Source organism: Bacteroidales bacterium, assembly GCA_012519055.1.
Taxonomy (GTDB): domain Bacteria; phylum Bacteroidota; class Bacteroidia; order Bacteroidales; family Salinivirgaceae; genus JAAYQU01.
In genome coordinates this window covers 199,228-219,309 of sequence record JAAYQU010000045.1, presented here as the reverse complement: position 1 = coordinate 219,309, position 20,082 = coordinate 199,228, and the positions used below count along the sequence as shown (strand labels likewise).

Genomic DNA, 20,082 nt, shown 5'->3' with positions numbered 1-20,082 from the left:
TCAGTTATATGCAAAAAAAAATAATTATTTAGATAGTCCTTTTGAAAGGATACCAATTAAATTCTCAAGGTGATGCGAATAATTATTATATTGACCCTGAAGGAAAAATGGAATTTCAAGTCCCTTTAAAACCATAATGGTCATCTCAGATATAATATTTATGTCTATGTTTAATACAAATTCTTTGGCATCGACTCCCTGTAAAATTATTCTTTTTATATTTTTTCTCTCCCACTCATCTGTTTCAGCACGTAAATCATCGATAAAATAGAATCGTTCAAAAAAATCAGCTTTTAGAGTTTCATGATAATTTGTAGCTGTATTCATTATTTCCATTCTTCTTAAAAAATAGTTTTTAAGTTTTTCGGAAGCACTCAAATTCGGATTATTAACAATTATAGCCAGTTGCTCTTTCAAGTTATTCATTTCTTTGGAGATTACCTCCTTAAATAGATCCTCCTTGCTTGCAAAATGATAGTATAATGAACCTTTAGCTTTTCTTGCAGTCTTGGCTATTTCATCCATTGAAGTTTTATAAAAGCCAAAACGACTAAAAAGTCTATTTGCAACGTCTAATATTATATCCTTTGTATTGTTCATGTATTATTCATTTTGAACTAAAATTGTTCTTTGGTACAAAAATAGATATATTTTTATTCTATGCAAAAAAATTTTAATATTTTTTTAAATAAGATTGAAGAAGAGTATGTAATACCGATTGGACAGCTACTATAGTCCAAACTTCGCTATCACTCTTTTGGACTATGTATCTGTAACATCGGTATTTACAATTGTAAAACTTTAAAAAGATTGAACTATTTTAAAATTACAATTGGTATAAATATTTCTACAGTTGTTTTGGTCAAACAAAAGCAGGGGCTGAAAGATTAACCGGAAAAATAAACAAATTTATCTCGAACAAATATGAAATAAAATACAAATATTTTGCACTATAGAGAATAGTTAAATATTTTTCATAGCACCTCAAAAAAAAGAATTAACAAAGAAAATATGTTAAATTTTAATTAAGATTTTATCAGCTCATCATTATTCTCGCATCCTTTGTGCTCAATTTGCAGAGTAATGTGACTTATGCCAAATTTATCGAAAAGTTAAGCAACGTGACCCACAACAACTTTTTACCTCTCACTTTTTATGTATACGCATGGCGATGATGGTGATGTGCGTGATGTTTGTTTTTGCTTTCAAATGGAGCTTTGTTCTGCCCTTCCCTACTCATAATCTAACTTTACCCTTATTTACTTAACACATTTAAAAATTAATATTGAACTATGATTTTTTACCTCTACATTTTCTCCGTAAAGTGCTTTCAACACATCAAATGCCTCCTCTTTTGTGAAATGTGGAGGAGTAAAAACTCCCATTTTGTTGAATATATTACGCACAAACCAGTCAGTTATACCACGTTCCCCTCTTATATAAAAAGATCCCAAGAAAAGACCTCCGGGTTTGAGTACACGGTACATTTCGTAAAACGCCTTATGTTTTTGTGGGAGAAAGGCGTGAACACCATTCATTGAAAATACAATATCAAAACGTTCATCTTCAAACGCAAGCTCACATACATCACCATGTTGAAGCTTTAGATTTTTAATCTCTTTGTGTAAAATTCGTTCATTGGCAATATCAAGCATCTCTTGCGAAAAATCGACACCTAAAATTTTGGTTCTATGCATATTTTTATATTTCTCTGCAGTAAAAACAGCTGTCCCTATAGGAACGTCCAAAATCTCTCCTTGAAAATCATCTGGTAGCATCTCCAAAACCTCTTTTGCTATCAAGCTTTCGTTGACTTTCCATATCCATTTCAAGTACAAACGGCTCCACCACTTACGTCCAGTTAAAACATCGTCGTATCGACTATTAAATTTAGCATATGCCTTATTTTGTCTCATATATTTACGGTTTTTTGTTACATTTTCCTCATTACCACATATTTATAAAGTTCTAATCAAAACCAAAGGCTGTTAAAAAGCACATTATGCAAAATGCAATAATACCAAACCATACTCCCAAGCAGCCCCATGGTACAAAAAGTAGCCTTAATGCTGTACGACCATGCTCCTTCGTAATTTTAAATTTACGTTTTTGGCGATAACGTTTTTTTTTGCCATTTTTTATTCCTTTTTCCCTTGTAGCCATATATAGCCACGTAACGGGTAGTTTATTTTAGGTTTTCTGTTAAAAAAATCTGCCTTTGCATATAAATCTATGTCAATATCAGGATCTCTAAAAACTGTTATCTTAAATTTATAGAAATCTTGGTCAAACGCACGTATTGTCTTCATACTTTTAATTGGTGATTGAAATTCTGCATCATCTGGATAATCCTCATCTGCTTGTATTAAAGCTACAAGATTATCTAAATGAATTACAACAGGTTCAATATTTCCACTTTCATCGTAAATCGGTTCTTCTCCAAGTTTGGCATGCCAATCTATTGCATTTTGTCCTTCGAATGAGAATGATGTTTCTTCCAGAATTTCAACGGCATACGCCATAGCAGAGATAGAGAAGTCATATATTTTACCTATCTCATATGTTTCTTTGTTTAAAAAATAATTTGTGTCGAAAAATGAAATTTTTTCTTTGTCTTTTGTTTCTCCTGTTATTACTGCTTCAATAAGATTTTCCCATTCATTAATTTCAATAATTTTCAATTTAATAATACTCTTTGATTGAATAAATGGATAACCTGTAACAACTTCATAAATCTGTTCTTCGGGATTTTCTGCTACCAAAATTTTAGGAGTTATTTCATTGTCGTCTGAAATAGAAAGAATTTTAGTCGTAGTTGGGATTTTATTTTCAAAGCAATTAGCAATTACTTCAGATTTTTCTATTTTTGATCCGTTTTGAAGTACTGACGGAACTATCTCTTGAACTGCTTTGTTAAGCTCTACAACACATTCCCAGTGGTTTCCGTGTCCTGTTTTAGCCATACTCTTGATATATTTGTTGGTGAATCTCCTACTGCTTACAACATTATGTTTACGATACCAAGATACAACATTTTTAATACTAAACTTGTTATATTCTAATGTCGTTTCAGTAATAACTCTATTTATATAAGCAAAAAAGCCTCACGTTACATTCAAACGCAAGGCTCTCTGCGATTCCGATAGGATTCGAACCTATGACCCACAGCTTAGAAGGCTGTTGCTCTATCCAGCTGAGCTACGGAACCCTTTTTCAGGCTGCAAATATACAACTTTTTTAATTATATCTTTATAATAAGTGTATTTTATGGGATTATGATTTTTCATTTTAAAGTCATATAAAACCTTTGATGATAAAATAATCATTACTTTTGACTTTTAATAACTTCAAAACAGCAACAAGTGATTAACATTAACAAACAGGCAATTAGCAGTTTTGTTGATTTCATAAAAAGATCGAAAAACATTGCAATTTTCACACACACAAATCCCGATGGTGATGCAATTGGTAGTGCATTAGCTTTGGTTTCAATGTTTAAACAATTAAATATAGAAACAAATGTAATTATACCTAATTATGTTCCTGAGAATTTAAGGTGGCTACCTAACTTTGAAACAATTCACGAAGGTATTCCCAAAATTGAAGTAGAAAAGATATTGCAATCTACTGATATCGTTATATGTGTCGACTTTAATCAAGCCAGTCGTGTTGAAAAATATACTCAAATACTAAACGGTTGCGACAAACCACTAATTCTAATTGATCACCATACAAATCCTCAATTAAAAGCCGAAGTCGTATTTTCGTATATTGAAGTAAGTAGTACTTGTGAGCTTATTTATCACATATTCAAACACATACCTATAGTTAAGGCAAATGTCGATTTTGCAACTTGTATTTATGTAGGAATAGTTACCGACACCGGTGTTTTTAAATACAGCTCAAACTATATTTCAACATTTCAGACTGTTATTGACTTGATTAACTTGGGTATTGACAAAGACACTATTACTCAGAATATATATAACACATTGTCAGAAAATAGTTTACGCTTATTAGGGTATTCAATAAATGAACGCATGGTTGTTCTTGATGATTTATATACTGCATATATTTACTTGAGCTCCGAAGATCTTAAAAAGTTCAATTACCAACCAGGCGATACTGAAAACTTTGTCAATTACCCACTTTCAATTAAATATATATATTTTACAGCACTATTTCAGGAGCGAGAAAGCGATATAAAAATATCATTCCGTTCTGTAGGTAGTTTCGAGGTAAATAAATTTGCCGAAAAGTATTTCAATGGTGGTGGACATAAAAATGCATCGGGAGGAAAAAGCTATAAATCGCTAGATGACACAATAAATGAGTTCAAAGAGTTAGCTAAAAAACATGCCAAAGAGATTATTAACTCAAAAAAATAGCATCTGATAAAACATAAGCAATATTTGTGGGAAAATGAATACTTTAAAATATATACTTGCGGTAATTATTGTAACAAGCATATTTAGTTGCAATGACAGAAATCAAAAACGTCAATTACCTATCTCTAAAAAGGAGCTTGATGAGATTCTTATCGACGCCAACAAACTACAAATAGCCTATGATACTCAACGGGTTGTGAGTTTTATAAGACTAAACAAGTGGGATATGAAACAGACTAAAACAGGTATTTGGTATCAAATTCTTGACTCTGGAGATGGCCCAAAGGTAAACGAAGGCGACTTAGTTGCACTTACTTTCAGCATTCATCTGTTAAGTGGAGAGTTATGTTACTCAAGTACCAAAACAGGACCAAAAACATTTAAGGTAAGTCGCGGTGGCGTTGAATCGGGCTTAGAAGAGGGTATCCTGCTTTTACGCGGCGGGGACAGCGCACGATTTATTATGCCTCAGTATATGGCACACCACTTACTTGGAGATGGAGATAAAATACCTCCTTTGTCAACCATAATTTATCATTTAAGAGTTGTTGAACTAATATCTGTAAACAAGGACAACAACTAAGTTTACTTGTTTATTAATTAACAAACCTCTGAAAATCATCTTAATAAATTTATTTTCGTTATTGCATTAGATAAACAAGCTATCCGAAATCAGATTGACCGAAAAAATGAGTACTTTTGCAGACTGTAGATCAACTTTAAACGGAGCAAATCTACTCAAAAAAGTTGCTTCCCTCCAATCTAAAAGCTTTAGATTCGCTTGGGGATATTCCGTTTTATTAATAACAAAACAAGATGGGAAAACATAATATTGAAAAATACTCTGCACCATTCAGGCTACTGTTACATTGGGGTAAACCTTTTCACGACTGCTTATATAGTAGAGTTCATGTTTTTAATAAACCCAAAAAAATAAAACATCCTCATATCTACGCTTCAAACCATCAAAATGCACTAATGGATGCACTTGCACTTATATTTTCAGTAAACAGAATGCAGGTGTTTTTAGCACGTAGTGATATATTCAAAAAACCTTTCATTGCTGCGATGCTTTACCAGATAAAAATTTTACCTATCTTTAGAATACGGGACGGTTTTGAAAATCTAAAAAATAACGATGATGTGTTTGAAAACAGCGTTCGTGTACTTAATTATCCCCGAACCCTGTCGATGTTTGCCGAAGGAAGTCATGCAGGATATAAACGTTTAAGACCTCTTCAAAAAGGATTTGCACGAATAGCATTTCAAGCAATTGAGGAGAGAGACAACAGCGGTCCTTTCTATATTGTCCCAATAGGCTTAGAATACGAACATTACGAAAAATTTGGAACCGAACAGATTGTAAATTTTGGTGAACCGTTTGAAATATCGGAATACTACGAAACATACAAAGAATCTCCTGCTCAAGGACTAACAGATTTGAGAGATAGACTTAGCGAGGAGATTAAAAAACTTATTATACATATCGATTCGAAAAGATGGTATTACTTAATTTTGAGGCTAACCGACTGGAATAGGGCAATGTTAAGAGGCAAGAATAAAAAAGCCAAAGCCATTTTCGAGAGTAACCAAAAGTTAGCTTCTAAATTGTCTGAAATCGAAGATAACGATAAAAGAGCTTTAAAGTTAGAAGAAAAATGCCAAACACTTGATAAACTGTTAGTTAAAAACAAACTTAACGTTAACGAAACTGCAACAAAGAGCAATATTTTGAAAAATCTAGTGCTATTAGTTATCTGTTTGCCACTATTAGTTATCAGTCTACCTGCTCTTGTACTTTTTGGATGGCTTTTCTTTCTCGTTAGGAATATAGTAAACAAAAAGATAAAGGATCCACAATTTAGGACTTCTGTGCGTTTTGGTGTTTACATAATTCTATCTATTTTGTTTGCATTTATTATCAGCTTTTTAGCACTATTTCTAATTTCATGGAAAGCTTATCTAATATCAATTGCAGCTATAGTTATAACATCGGTGATTGGTCTAAGAATTGTTCCTTTCTATAAAAAGATTATTTTTAGACTTAGAACAGGAGTTTTACATCTATTTGGGCACAAAAGAACCAAAGAAATTATAAATTTACGAGACGAAATATTTGAGCAACTCATTCATATAAACCGCTAAAAATTAAAACAAATGGACGCAAAACAAGTTCAGTCAATACTAGCTTTAATGCACTCCGAGATATCTCCAGCGTTAGGTTGTACCGAACCTGCAGCTGTTGCACTTGCATGCGGGAAAGCCCGCGAAATATTGGGATCGATTCCTATTAAAGGGGAAATTTTTATTAGTGGAAATATTTTTAAAAATGCTATGGGCGTTGGTATTCCCGGCACAGGGTTAACAGGACTACCTATTGCAGCTGCTTTAGGTTTAACAGGCGGGAATAGTTCTGACTCATTAGAAATTCTCAAAAATGTCGACAAAAATCATCTTGATTTGGCCAATCAACTGATTGAAAAAAAAATTTTTTGCATAAGGGTAAAAGAGAACGTTGATAAATTATACATTGAAGCACAAATAGAGTCTAATACAGACAAGGTTACAACCATTATTAGCCACAGACATACACACTTTACACTTATCAAACGCAATAATGAGATTTTGCTAGACAATCCACCTATAGAACAGGTTGAAAACGAACAACAAGCAGTTGAAAAATTCCCTCTCTCAATAGATACCATTCTCAAATTCATTGAAAATGTTGATGTTAATGATTTGTCTATATTTGATAAGTCTATTGAGTTAAACCTATCAATAGCACGTGAAGGATTAAAAAATGACTATGGTTTAAGAATCGGCAAGAATATTGCTAACAACAGAAGCCGTGTTAACGGTGAATTTGAATTTGCCCACGATTACGCTTTGGCTTTAACTACCGCTGCATGTGATGCCAGAATGGGAGGTTCTGTTTTACCTGTAATGGCTAATACGGGAAGTGGTAATCAGGGACTTACAGTCTCATTACCCATTATTGCTTATGCCGAAAAATTTGGTCTATCTCACAGCATACTACTAAAATCTTTAGCTTTAGGGCATTTGGTGTCAATTCACATGAAAAAAAAGTTAGGTTCCTTAGGTGCTTTGTGTGGCATATTAGTGGCAGCAACAGGGGCTTCATGCGGTATTACCTATATACGTGGGGGCAAGCGTGAAGCAATAATCAGAGCCATAAAATATATGGCTGCAAATATCACCGGAATGTTGTGTGACGGAGCAAAACCAGGATGTACATTAAAAGTTCACTCTGGAATTAGTGCTGCTATTCAAGCATCAGAATTGGCTTTAGATAACAGCATAGAAGCTTTAGCAGACGGCATAGTTGACGAAGATATAGAACGTACAATAGAGAATATCGCAAATATTGGCAGCGTTGGGCTATCTTCTGCCGATAAAATGATTATTGAAATGATGCAAAACAAGTGCTAAAATTCAAACATATAATATTAATGCGAAACACAAGAGGAGAATGGGTTGTATTAAACAAACTTTTAGTGAAGTCCGCTAATATATCACTCACAAAAATAACAACAAATAAAACAGCTTATGAGGTAATTAAAGTTATAGACTCTGCCCCTCTGTTTATTAGCCAACATTATAAACGCTTACAAGAATCGACACAAAAATCTAGTATAGCCTTAAATATAACTGAAAAGGAGATTCTTAATTCAATTAAAGCCCTTGTAAACAACAATTATTTTTCAACTGGAAATATCGAAATATCTGTAAGCAACAACCACAGTTTGGTTAGATTTATACCCCACTTCTATCCCACTTCCGAAATGTACAAAGTAGGCGTCTCTGTTGGATTTTACTACGCTGAAAGGAACAACCCAACTGCGAAAATAAAAAACAATACACTAAGAAATAATATTAACAAAACATTAAAACGAAAAGGTTTTTTCGAAGTGTTGTTGATATCAAAACAGGGATACATAACGGAAGGCAGCAGAAGTAACATAATGTTTATTGATAATAACAACAAAATCTACACACCTATAGACTCTCAAGTATTAAAAGGAATAACACGCCAAACTGTAATGGATATTTGCGAAAAATTGAATATTGAGGTAACAAGAAAATTAATTACTAAACAGATGTTAGGCGATTTTTCTGCAGCTTTTCTCACTGGAACATCACCGGGAGTGCTTCCAATCAAAAACATTGGACACAAGCCTTTATCAGCTGAAAATCATACATTACAGAACATTGTAAAAGAGTTCCAAAAAATTGAGTTAGAATTAATAAATGCAAACAAATAAAATATTCATAAGTTAAATATAAAAGTCTACTGCTTCAAAATATGATGTAGTTGAATTTTTGAATATGGTAGCTGATTTTATATCCTTACAATCCTAAAATCACCGATGGATCGGGGCAAACTTTTTTAAAATAATCAATACTGTTTGGTGTACACGTACCTGGAAAATCCAACTCGTATTTCAATAAGTTTCTAATTATCTGAACATGAAGGTGTGGGGGCCAATAACCATTCTCACTCGGAATACCTATATATGCAAAAGTTTCCCCTATTTTAATCTTTTGTCCTTTAGACTTATTTTGAACCGATTTATGAGATAAGTGACCATAAAGAGTATAAAATGTATGATCTTGCAATTCGTGCTCTAGAACAATAACTCCACCATAATCTCCGTGCACATCGTTTATACCAAAACTGTGTACTCTACCCTCATAAAATGCCATTACAGGAGTATCAATAGGAGCCCAAATATCAACTCCTAAATGAACAGTTCGTACCTCGCTACCTGATCTAAAAAGCTTCGATCTATGATACATTGCTCTATCTTCTAAATATCCGCCATATGCAACAAGTTTCTGTTGATTATCTAGTTTTTGTTGGATATAATTTGCAAATTGAGTAATATCATCATAATTAATCTTTGCCAACTCATCGTTATCAGCTCCAAAACTAATTTGTAAAAGCTTTGAGATATCTTTAAGTTGAGGGACAACTAAAGCAAATTTGCTTCTATTCTCATTCAAAACTTCTGGTAAACTTTTCATGTGATTTCAATTTATCTGTTTATGATGTTACAACTATTTTACTATATCCTTGACCTGCAACAGGTACTAAATCAATTCTTATATTTATGCGTTCTTTAAGCGTTTCTACGTGTGAAATAATTCCTATACTTTTATTACCTCTCGCTTGTAGAGACTCGAGCATGGCAAGTGCATAATCGAGTGTTTCCGGATCTAAGGTACCAAATCCTTCATCAATAAACAAGCTTCCAACAGTAGTTTCTTTTGATGCCATATCTGCTAAACCTAATGCTAATGCGAGACTAACAAGAAAAGTTTCGCCTCCTGAAAGGGTTTTTGTACTGCGTCTTTGTTGACCTAAATCTAAATCAACAACAAATAGTGCATCATCGTCGCTCGAATCGTTGATAGCTAATCTATAACGTGGATTAAGATCAATTATACATTTGTTCGCCTTATTTATTAAATGCTTTAATGTAATGGATTGTGCAATATTGTTAAACTTATTGCCAGTGGCACAACCAATGATATTACCGAGTATCTTCCACTTCTCTCCTTTTTTATTTATCTCTTCAATTTTTAATTCCGATTCCGACAACTCTTTTCTTATATTGTTTTGAGTAGTAAGCTTCTCCTTAAACGCATCTCTGTTTTTCATCAACGATGTGTAGTTTGCATTTAATTGAGATAGTTGTTCTGTTAGCTCAATTTCAGACTGCTTAATATCCTGTTTTTTAACCTGTTGTAGCTGATTATCTAGTGTCTCAAAAACAGCTTTTTGAGTTGATAAATCCTGCTTAAGTTTCTGAATTTCGTTGTTTAGATTATTGTACTCTTCTGTTGAGATAATAAACTTTATTGCCTCATTAACAGATAAATAACCTATGGTCTCTAACTTAGGAAGTAGTAGAGCCAGTTTATCTTTTTTATGGGTTTCGCTTGTTGTAATCTCCTTTTCAAGCTCTATCTTAGATTTTTCAAGTCGTAATTTTTCGTTACTTATATCTGAATATCTATCTCTCAACAGTTTACAATCTTTGGTAATATCGGTTCCATTGTATATTTTTTGTTTAGTTTGTTTTAACTCTTTGGCGTCAACAAATATCTGCAACAGGTCTGATATAATTGTTCTAGTCTTATCTATTTTCTCTAACTGTATTAAAAGTGTGCTATATTTTTCTATATCGGCTATCTTAGTTTTAATAAAACTAATAGCATTTGTCGGGTTATCTTGTTTGGTTATTGCAAACTGTTCTGCTTTTACTCTATTTGTTTGTTCAACTAAAGGTTCAATGATTTTTTGTATAGAGTTAATTTTATTTTCCAACTCTTTAATAGTCAACTTGTTTTGCGCCAACTTTCCTTCCTCCGAATCTATTTGTGACTTAAGCTCATTTTTCTTATTGTTGAGTTCAGTCACATCATTTTCGAGCTGGGTGGTCTCTGTAACACACTTATCTGCCCATGGATGTTCAGTTGAACCACAAACAGGGCATGGATCGCCTCTTTGAAGTTGCTTTCTTACGTTCTCAAGTTTTGCTTCTAATTGACTGATTTTTAGCTCGTCCTCTTTGTTCTTGTGTTCTAATACTATTAATTCAAACTTTCTGATTGAATCAGCTATTAACTTCTGTTTAGTTTCTACTTCGTTTTTAACAGCACTCAGTTTTTCCTTAGCTTCATCAATACTCTGTTGATTTAGGTTAATGGTTATAGTGTCTTTCTCCCATTTCGAAACTTTTTCCAACAATTTATTCAAGTTTTCAATGTTCTGAACATTAGATTCTGCGTGTATCTTGGGATATTTTTGTTCAAGTGCATTTATACCAGCAATTGTATTTTTCTTTTTATCTGATATTTTTTCTGCTATTTGCTGAGGAGTCTCATTTATTTGAATATCTAATCCAAAATCATTTGAGAGCTCTTTAATTGTCTTAAAATCAGCTCTATATTCAGTCTCTTTAAGGTTTATAATAGTGTTAAGCTCTTTTACTCTGTTCTCAAACGCGTTAAGGTTTTCAATTGACGATTTGCTAATTTTTTCACTGTTTTTTATAAACTCATCTATTTCTAAATTTACATCTGAGTCCTTTTTTCTATTTATTTCTATCTGATTTTCAATCTCTTTTAACTTTGCTTGATTTGTATTTATCTGTTTTTGAACGTTTAAAATTTCATTCACAGAATCGACATACGGTATTAACTGTTGATGTTTATTAATTCTTTCACCGTTTAACTTCTTAAAAGATTCAAAATCGACTGCTTTCTCATTTAACTTATTCTTAGCTGCTTGAGTCTCATTTTCTAAACGCGCGACATTTCTCTTAATATCAATCTGTTGCTTAATTTGTGATATCTGATTTTGTAGCTCAGTCTGTTTTTGGTCAATTAATTGACATTTCTCAATGATATCTTTGTACTCCTCGTCATCAATTTTTTCAATAGTCAACGCCGATATTCTATTTTTAATAAAATCAAGTTCATCATCAACTTCCTTTGACCTATCATAAGCTTTTTGCCCCAATTGGCGATATATCGAACTGCCGGTTATTTTCTCCAACAACTTACCTCTGTCATTTTTGTTTGATTTTAAAAAGAGAGCGAAATCACCTTGCGGAAGCATTATAGACCTTGTAAACTGCTCATAATTAAGACCTATCAAATTTTCAACACTCTGAGGAACATTTCCTTTTTTATCTTCAATAACAATCCCTTCGCTATTGTAAAGCCTCATTTCGTAGTCTCGTAAATTTCCGTTTCTGTTGACAGAAATCTCCCAACGCGAAGTGTAAATGCCATGACGGCACGAAAATTCAACTTCTGAAAAACACTCTTTTGTATTATGACTTAAAATAACACCCGTATCATCAATTAAATTCTTACTAATGCTTGTTGGTATACGTGGTATTCGATTGTATAAAGCTAAAGATATTGCATCTAAAATTGTGGTTTTTCCGCTTCCTGTAGGACCTGTAATTGCAAAAAGAGTACTACCCAAAAATGGCTGAGTAGTAAAATCTATTGTATGCTCACCTTTAAGTGAATTTATATTTTTTAGTCGTATTTTTCTGATTATCATATCTCTAAAAACAATCAATTATTCATCAACACTTAATAATAACTCTCTAAATGCCTCCTCAGCAAGGGCACTTTTTTCTGCCTCTAAATTCAAAGATTCAATGTGAGATAAGAATATATCAATAGGTTTAATTTCATCAATTTTAATAGTGTCGTCTATCCACTGCTCTGTTTGGTTCGAGGTATCTGTATATGAAATTCTATATTTAACTATTTTGGAATCAGGTTCTTGCCAATTATCTATTAAAGTTTGTATCTGGTCATCTAAAATTGGATTTCTCTCCTTTTCTATAAACTCAAGTTCTATAAGCGTTTGTAGTTGATAATCATTGCTTTTTAAATTTTCAAGCTTCAGCATAATATCATTAAAACTGCCTTTTATACGTTCTAATTTGCGAAACTTGGGAACTTCAAGGCTGGTGATATTAGAAATTTCAAAGTTGTTAATCTCGATAATTTTAACCTCTTTTTTATCTTCAAATTCGCTAAACGAAAGTGATATAGGTGCTCCTGAATATATCGCAGGAATATTTGACTTTAATTGTTGTGGTCGATGAATATGCCCTAATGCCAAATAGTCAAATCCCTCTGTTAGTTTGCTAATTTCTAAGGCATTTAAGTTACCTATTTGTAGCTCCCTTTCGCTATCAGAAACTGTTGATCCCATACCCATAAAGTGGCCCATTGCGAATAGAGGTATATTTGGAAACTGTTCTGCTACTTCGTTAGCTAAATTATTGTATAACTGACAGGTAGCTTTTTGAAGTTGCTCAATTCTTTCATTGAAAGATTGAATAGAAATATTTATTTTCAAATCATATTCGCGTAAGTATGGTACAGCAACAACTACCGCTTCAACCTCTCCATTCCTATTCTTTATGGGAATAAAAATATCACTGATATTTTCTGTCATTTTTCCCACAACGCTGATATTCAATGCCTTTAATAATTCACGTGGCGCGTTCAGAACCATAGGCGAATCATGATTCCCCCCTGTTATAACTACCTGACAATCTGCTTTTTGTAATTCGACCAAAATATCATAGTAAATTGTCCGCGATTCTACAGACGGATTGGATAAATCAAAAATATCTCCCGAAACTAAAATTGCGTCGATTTGTTGCTCTTTAATAGTTTCAATCAGCCATTTAAAAAAAAGCTTATGGTCGGAAGCTAAATCAATGCCATAAATTTTCTTTCCTATATGCCAATCTGACGTATGTAGTATTTTTAACATTGTTTAAAGTATTATATATCCACAAATATATCATTTTATTACAAAATTGAAGTTGGCAACAACATGGGAGATATTAACAAAAAAGAGCCGTCAAAATTAAACTCGACAGCTCTATTTATTAAGTATCTATCTTATTATTAATTTAATCCTCGTTTTTGTAGCAATGGCTTTTCTGATGGCTCTTGTCCTCTGAATTTTTTATATTGTTCCATTGCTGGATACGTTCCCACTTCAGATAAACAGTGTTTTCTAAACTTGGCAGCTAAATCTTGATTGAATATATCACCAGACTCTTTAAATGCTGCAAATGCATCACTGTCAAGAACTTCTGCCCACAAATAGACATAATATCCTGCCGAATATCCTCCTCCAAATATATGCGAATAGTATGTTGAGCGATAGCGTGGTAAAATCTCTTTTATCAAACCTATTTTCTCCATTTCGGTTTTCTCGAACAGACGCGCATCAGTTATCGGATTATCAACCGTTTGTGAAAACCATCTTTGGTCAAGTATAGATGCAGCAACATATTCAACAGTTGCAAATCCTTGGTTGAAATGACTGCTGTTTGCGAGTTTTTCAATTAGTTCATCAGGCATTGCTTCACCTGTTTGGTAATGTTTTGCATATTGTTTTATTACTTCCGGCTCGCCTGCCCAGTTTTCCATAATTTGAGATGGAAGTTCTACGTAATCAAGAGGAACATCACCCGATGTTCGTTTGTAGTGACCATCACTGAATAATACGTGCAATGCGTGTCCAAATTCATGAAATAGTGTTTCTGTCTCATCCCAAGTGAGTAGTGATGGCATATCTGTAGTAGGTTTGGTAAAATTACAAACTACAGATGCTATAGCAGGAACACGATTTCCATTAATATCATAGTGAGCGTCTCGGAACGATGTGCACCACGCACCACCATCTTTTCCACTTCGTGGATGATAGTCGAGATACAACACTCCTAAGTGAGAGCCATCAGCTTCTATCACTTCGTAAGCATCGTTATCCGAGTGATATTTAGGTGCATTCTCAATCTGTTTAAATTTAATTCCATATAGTTTTTCTGCTACCCAAAACATGCCATCTCGAACGTTAGTGAGCGACAGATAAGGTTTAAGCTCGGTCTCGTCTAATCCATACTTCTCTTTGCGAAGTTTTTCGGCATAATACCACCAATCCCACGATTCTAATTTATAACTAGCATTTTCTTTATCAGCAATAGCTTGAAGTTCTGTTAACTCTTGTTTAGCCTTCTTTAAGGCTGGGGTCCATATTTTTTGAAGAAAATCATCGACATTTTTTTGATTTTCAGCCATGTTGTTACTTGTAACAAACTCTGCGTAATTACTAAATCCAAGTAATTTTGCTCTTTGGGTCTGAACTTGAGCTATTTGTGTAATAATTTCTTTTGTATCAAATTCATTATCATTGTCGCCGCGCATAAACCAACCACGATAAAGCTTTTCTCTTAAATCGCGTTTTTCGGAATATTGTAAAAAGGGTATCCATGATGGTTTTTGCAGTGTAAACGCCCATTTTCCTTCCATTCCTAACTCTTTGGCTGTCTCTGCTGCACCGTCAATAACAAACTGTGGCAGACCTGCCAAATCATCTTCATTATCGATAATCAGGCGAAAATTGTCGTTTGTTTCAGCCAATATACGTTCATTAAATTGTAGCACTAAAAGTGACATTTGTTTGTTCAATTCACGCAGCTGCTCTTGCTCTTCAGCATTTAGGTTGGCTCCACTTCTGACAAAATCATTATAATACTTTTCGATAACACGTAATTGTTCGTCGTTGTAATCGTTTTGAGAACGATTGTCGTACAAAAATTTTATGCGACTAAACAGTTTAGGATTTAGTAAGATATTATCTTTATGCGCAGTTAGCTTTGGTTTAATTTCGCGAGCAATTGCCTGGTAATTTTCATTATTTATTGCTCCAATCAGATTGGAAAATACCAAATTAACTTTGCTTAACAGTTCACCCGAAAAATTGTATTTTACAATTGTGTTGTCGAATGTAGGTTCATCTGTCTGATTGACAATAACTTCAATCTCTTTTACTTGCTCCTCCATTCCCCTTTCAAAAGCAGGAATATAGTGTTCTTCTTTAATTTGCTCAAACGGAGGAATACCAAAAGGGGTTTTGTATTCGCTAAAAAAAGGATTTTCCGTTTGTTTCTTGTCAGCACATGAAACAGAACCTAATAACAGTACAGCCATAATAATGTAAGTTGGTGTTCTCATAATAGATATGTTTAATAATTAATGTTTTTATCTTTTTATATAAAACATACAAACTTAAAGATTTTTAATTGCATATAATTGTTTTACTTTCAAATAATTTTACTATCAAAAAAAATGTGTTGCGTCTTTCGTTCACAGTTTTTTTTATATTGCTCATATAACCTTTGTAGAAAAGAGGTTAAGGAATTTTTATCTAAATATATCACGTAGTGAGAAAATATTTATAATTTTGCACAACCGTAAGTTTATATTTTTTCAATAAAATCCGGGGTATAGCGCAGTTGGTAGCGTGCTACGTTCGGGACGTAGAGGTCGGGCGTTCGAGTCGCCCTACCCCGACCAGAAAAAACGACACCGCACGAATATTCCAAAATTTTTAAATCAACACGCCAATAGAGTACTAAAAACCATTGCTTTAATGGCAGAAATAGACGTTCGGTTGACCTATAACATAGCACGTCACACGCATGGAACACGGTTAGCAGAGATAACACAAAAATCCTATCTGATTACGCAACTTATGAGACATGCTGATATAGATACATCTATGATTTACATACACTTATCACAAGAACGTACAAATAAGCAATTGTGAGGGTTTAGTTGAGAAATATAATTAAATTACTCCTCGTAATCTTCGTAACCTCTTATCATTCTTAACCAAGTATCTTTATCCTCAATTTTTGCCCAATTTTTAGTGGCCTTTTTAATTAAATTATCTAAATACTCTTCGTCCCACGTAGGATCGTAATCTATTAATTCAACAAATTTAAGTCTCGATTTGTCTATTTTAAAAGTAGGATAATGCTGTTTATATTTAGTATTAATACCAAAAGTCTTATAAAGCAAATTACCCTTATAGTCTTTCAAAAAGTCTTTTGGCGTTTCAATTGCCAATACACCATGTCTATCAGTTGCAAGATGTATATATGCTCTCCTTCTACCTCCTATTTTTACAATTTCTCCGTAAAAGTAGCTTTCTGAATCAACCCAAAATTCTTTTATCTCCATGTTATAAATATACTATTTCCCGATTCAATAATCAACAAAACTCACTCCAAAAAAAGACATATTTTACAAAATTATAACCTCTAAATAAAATATTTGCCACCATTTAAAGATTATTAGCCACTGATTAAAGCATAATACGGTTTTTTAAGGACATTTTGTTTTTTTCATAAAAACCTACTATTTTAATGACATTTCTACAAAAAAAAGCCATAACCGAAATTCAAAGAAAACGGAATATAACCGAATTACTGTAAGTAATGTAATACACCACAACTCACAAGAAGAGAAAGCCGAAAGAGTAAGACGCATTTTTAAAGAAATCTATCTTGAAGGCAATTATAAATATGCAATGAGCAATTGAGGACAAAAAGGGGAAAGTTGAAAGTACAGATAAGGTATATCCTGTCTGTAAGAAAAGTTATTTTTTTAGCTTTTTCATTATTCTTTCATGTGGAACAAACTTGTTTTTTTTGTCTTCTTTCATAGCTTCAAGTAGTCCCATATCAATAATGTCATTATCCGATAAGGTTTTGAACGATGCGCCTATTCTGTTTGCTAAGTCTGCAAATAGTTTTATATCTGCTTTATTTGTTGAAGTTATTATTATTCCGTTCATAGTGCTAACGCTTTGTTTTTATGGGTTAACATCAAAACTGTATCCAAGTTTTTTAAGCATATATAAATAGATGCCGGTGCCGGGTTCTGTTTTTTCGTTTTCAATTTTTGATATATACGAGCTTGACCTTCCTATACGTTTAGCTAATTGGGCTTGTGTTACGTTTGCATCTTGTCTTAGCTGTGTTAGCAGTTGTGCAAGGTTGTAGCGTATTGGCTTTTGGTTTTTTGGTGCTATCCCTGCCAATAGTTGGGTTTTTCTATAGATTTCGATACTACAACCAAGCGCATTAACCATTTGTTGATACATGTTTATATTGGGTTCTAAGTCTCCATATTCAACCAATTCGATATACGATTTTGTTTTTCCGACACGTTTAGCCAATTGCGCTCGTGTTACGTTTGCCTCTTGTCTTGCATACAGTAGAGTTTGTCCTGCACCAAACGCTTCTGCTTCTTGGTTAAATTTATGACGACTGGGAGAACCCTCTTTACCGAACTCTTTGTCCAAGATAAGGTCGAAGCTTGTTAATTTTGGATTTTTTGTTGTCATAGTATGCTTTTTTATGGTACTATTTCAATGCCATATCCAAGTGCGCTTATTAGACTGAAATACATTCCAACACTTGGTTCAATTTCGCCGTTTTCAACTTTTGATATGTAGTCTCGTGTGGTTCCTACACGTTTGGCAAGTTCGGTTTGTGAAATTTTGGCTTTTGCTCTTGCCTCTGCCAACATTTGTGCTGCACAAAAAGCCCTTGCTTTCTCAAGTGATTTAATGCGTTTTTGGGTTCCTGCTTTGCCAAACTCTCTATCTAAAATGGGGTCGTAGTCGGTTAATATTTGATTTGTTGTCGTCATAATAATCTTTTTTAATTATTAATGCCTTGTTTATTTCTTGTGTCGGTAATTTTTCAATTTTCTTTTGAAAGCCGTTAAATAATACTACGGTTCTATTTTCTTCAAAGATAAAAATATTCTGTATATATTTCTGAAATGATCAGTTCGCAGATAGTACAATCCATCTCAGGCATACCCTACATGCTTTTAAGTTAAGCGTGGTTCTATATTTAAAAGTGGTTTATTCTCAAACTACTGTCATTACCCTGTAGCAAAAAATAATTTAGGAACACGTCTCTTCTTTATCCCACAAAATTAAAATACAGATTATGAAAACAATTTATGATAATTAAACAAAGAGTAAGATGGCTAAAAAAGAGAGGTACAAATAAAAAGTATTCTAAGTGTGGGTAAAGTTATATCTATAGCAAATAAGCTTAAAAAAAAGCAGTCACGGCACTGTTAGAAACGGCTAATTATCCTAAGCCGAGATATAAAACCCTGTTAATTAGCCTTAACTTAGAATACTTGCCCAAAGATACGAAAATAAAATAAAAAATGTTTTTCTGATAACTTTACACGAGTTGAGAATTTTGATAAGGCTGTAAAGTGGTTAGAGTCTCTTGCTGTGCAGTTCGGCAAGTCGAATCATATAAGTGATTATTATAACAAAGAGTTTAACAATGGAATATTAACGACACCAATCGGAAAAGTTAAAATACCATATAGAACAAATTGCAAAATTAATATACAAGGAGAGTGCGACAAATGAAAAAATTCTAAGTCAGGGTAATGTAGTATTTACCAGCGATGCCTTGAAAAGACACCACAACACGGCGCTGTTAGGATTAACCAACATTCCTAAGCCGACCATCAAAACCCTTTTAGTTGGTATTAACTTAGAATTCTTACTCAAAGATACGAAAACAAAGCTGAATAATGCAATAACAATGGAAGAAAAAAATATAGACACATTGTTTGGCATTGACAATGTTATGGAGAGATGAAAAAAATCTCTTGACTTGCTGAACAACTGGCGAACTCATCACGCCAACCTTGAACCGCTAATCAAGAGATGCACAAATATAATCAAAAAGGTTCAAAACCCAATAATTAACCAAAAAAAATTAAGTGGAATTTATGAAAAATAACTTTAATGCAAAAAAGGGTATCAGCCAACGAGTTATGGATTTAATAAAACCCCTACTCTCTACGTCCAAAACGTACTCTGGTGAATCCCCTTTAATCAAAAAAGGATTCCGCACACCGTGCAATGACGGTTTTTAAACTGTCCAAGCACACAACGTCCAAAACGAGAGGGGCAATCCTTTATGATACAAGGATACCATAATTATTTGAAATTACCAAATCATTTAACAAAAAACTATCGAACGTATTACAGGTTGTGAACAAGACACAAACGGTAAATGGTGGTATAAAACAACGAAAGGAAAAATAAGTGCTGACGAGTTAATAAAAAAAATCTCTTGACCTGCTGAACAACTGGCGAACCCTTTTCGCCAACCTTGAACCGCTGATCAAGAGATTTGCAAGTATAATCAAAAAGTTTCAAAACCCAACAATAAAAGCGAAATAATTTTACCACAATGGAGAAAACACATATAAAAAACACATC

General features: G+C 33.3%; 18 protein-coding genes, 2 tRNA genes and 1 pseudogene. 7 read left to right on the top strand and 14 right to left on the bottom strand.

Features of this window, described 5'->3' with window-relative positions; genetic code table 11:
• Positions 1-24 precede the first annotated feature (24 nt).
• From GX311_09075 to GX311_09055, 5 genes are all read right to left on the bottom strand, one after another.
• The gene (locus GX311_09075; GenBank protein NLK16531.1) at positions 25-600 is read right to left on the bottom strand and encodes a TetR/AcrR family transcriptional regulator; all 576 of its coding nucleotides are present in this window, start codon (positions 598-600) and stop codon (positions 25-27) included.
• Positions 601-1,259: 659 nt separating this feature from the next.
• On the bottom strand, positions 1,260-1,916 hold the full coding sequence (locus tag GX311_09070; GenBank protein ID NLK16530.1) for a class I SAM-dependent methyltransferase: 657 nt from the start codon (positions 1,914-1,916) through the stop codon (positions 1,260-1,262).
• A 222-nt stretch (positions 1,917-2,138) separates the two neighbouring features.
• Positions 2,139-2,963: a hypothetical protein gene (locus GX311_09065; GenBank protein ID NLK16529.1), complete on the bottom strand. Its 825-nt coding sequence runs from the start codon at positions 2,961-2,963 to the stop codon at positions 2,139-2,141.
• Positions 2,964-3,134: 171 nt separating this feature from the next.
• A tRNA-Arg gene (locus GX311_09060) sits at positions 3,135-3,208 on the bottom strand.
• The gene (locus GX311_09055; GenBank protein NLK16528.1) at positions 3,186-3,326 is read right to left on the bottom strand and encodes a hypothetical protein; all 141 of its coding nucleotides are present in this window, start codon (positions 3,324-3,326) and stop codon (positions 3,186-3,188) included. The genes GX311_09060 and GX311_09055 overlap by 23 nt, the downstream gene beginning before the upstream one ends.
• 36 nt (positions 3,327-3,362) lie before the next feature.
• Between GX311_09055 and GX311_09050 the strand changes: the two genes are divergently transcribed.
• The 5 genes from GX311_09050 (at position 3,363) to GX311_09030 (ending at position 8,671) form a co-directional block, all read left to right on the top strand.
• Positions 3,363-4,388, top strand: coding sequence for a bifunctional oligoribonuclease/PAP phosphatase NrnA (locus GX311_09050; protein ID NLK16527.1), 1,026 nt, complete (start codon positions 3,363-3,365; stop codon positions 4,386-4,388).
• 34 nt (positions 4,389-4,422) lie between these two features.
• Positions 4,423-4,971, top strand: coding sequence for a peptidylprolyl isomerase (locus tag GX311_09045; GenBank protein NLK16526.1), 549 nt, complete (start codon positions 4,423-4,425; stop codon positions 4,969-4,971).
• A gap of 233 nt (positions 4,972-5,204) precedes the next feature.
• Positions 5,205-6,533 carry a hypothetical protein gene (locus tag GX311_09040; GenBank protein ID NLK16525.1) on the top strand — a complete coding sequence of 443 codons (1,329 nt, stop codon included), beginning with the start codon at positions 5,205-5,207 and terminating at the stop codon, positions 6,531-6,533.
• A 12-nt stretch (positions 6,534-6,545) separates the two neighbouring features.
• Entirely contained in the window at positions 6,546-7,838 is a 1,293-nt protein-coding gene (locus GX311_09035; GenBank protein ID NLK16524.1) for a serine dehydratase subunit alpha family protein, read from the top strand.
• Positions 7,839-7,858: 20 nt separating this feature from the next.
• Positions 7,859-8,671, top strand: a complete 813-nt coding sequence (locus GX311_09030) for an aminotransferase class IV (GenBank protein ID NLK16523.1) — start codon at positions 7,859-7,861, stop codon at positions 8,669-8,671.
• Between the two features lie 85 nt (positions 8,672-8,756).
• Here GX311_09030 and GX311_09025 read toward each other — a convergent pair whose 3' ends face one another.
• From GX311_09025 to GX311_09010, 4 genes are all read right to left on the bottom strand, one after another.
• Positions 8,757-9,434, bottom strand: coding sequence for a peptidoglycan DD-metalloendopeptidase family protein (locus GX311_09025; protein ID NLK16522.1), 678 nt, complete (start codon positions 9,432-9,434; stop codon positions 8,757-8,759).
• Between the two features lie 19 nt (positions 9,435-9,453).
• A complete protein-coding gene (locus GX311_09020) occupies positions 9,454-12,492 on the bottom strand; it encodes an AAA family ATPase (protein ID NLK16521.1) in 3,039 nt (1,012 codons plus the stop codon).
• Positions 12,493-12,510: 18 nt separating this feature from the next.
• Positions 12,511-13,728, bottom strand: coding sequence for an exonuclease subunit SbcD (sbcD, locus tag GX311_09015; GenBank protein NLK16520.1), 1,218 nt, complete (start codon positions 13,726-13,728; stop codon positions 12,511-12,513).
• A 137-nt stretch (positions 13,729-13,865) separates the two neighbouring features.
• Positions 13,866-15,980, bottom strand: a complete 2,115-nt coding sequence (locus tag GX311_09010; protein NLK16519.1) for a M3 family metallopeptidase — start codon at positions 15,978-15,980, stop codon at positions 13,866-13,868.
• 266 nt (positions 15,981-16,246) lie between these two features.
• Here GX311_09010 and GX311_09005 point away from each other — a divergent pair.
• Both GX311_09005 and GX311_09000 read left to right on the top strand, forming a co-directional pair.
• Positions 16,247-16,322: transfer RNA gene (locus GX311_09005), tRNA-Pro, on the top strand.
• A 76-nt stretch (positions 16,323-16,398) separates the two neighbouring features.
• A complete protein-coding gene (locus GX311_09000; protein NLK16518.1) occupies positions 16,399-16,575 on the top strand; it encodes a hypothetical protein in 177 nt (58 codons plus the stop codon).
• A 26-nt stretch (positions 16,576-16,601) separates the two neighbouring features.
• On the opposite strand, the gene GX311_08995 is transcribed toward GX311_09000, so the two are convergent.
• From GX311_08995 to GX311_08975, 5 genes and pseudogenes are all read right to left on the bottom strand, one after another.
• Positions 16,602-16,991: a hypothetical protein gene (locus GX311_08995; GenBank protein NLK16517.1), complete on the bottom strand. Its 390-nt coding sequence runs from the start codon at positions 16,989-16,991 to the stop codon at positions 16,602-16,604.
• A gap of 418 nt (positions 16,992-17,409) precedes the next feature.
• A complete protein-coding gene (locus GX311_08990) occupies positions 17,410-17,607 on the bottom strand; it encodes a hypothetical protein (protein ID NLK16516.1) in 198 nt (65 codons plus the stop codon).
• An 18-nt stretch (positions 17,608-17,625) separates the two neighbouring features.
• Positions 17,626-18,159, bottom strand: coding sequence for an XRE family transcriptional regulator (locus GX311_08985; protein ID NLK16515.1), 534 nt, complete (start codon positions 18,157-18,159; stop codon positions 17,626-17,628).
• 11 nt (positions 18,160-18,170) lie between these two features.
• A complete protein-coding gene (locus GX311_08980) occupies positions 18,171-18,467 on the bottom strand; it encodes a helix-turn-helix transcriptional regulator (protein NLK16514.1) in 297 nt (98 codons plus the stop codon).
• Positions 18,418-18,626, bottom strand: a pseudogene (locus GX311_08975) (hypothetical protein). Before GX311_08975 ends, GX311_08980 begins: the two are co-directional and overlap by 50 nt.
• Positions 18,627-20,082 lie beyond the last annotated feature (1,456 nt).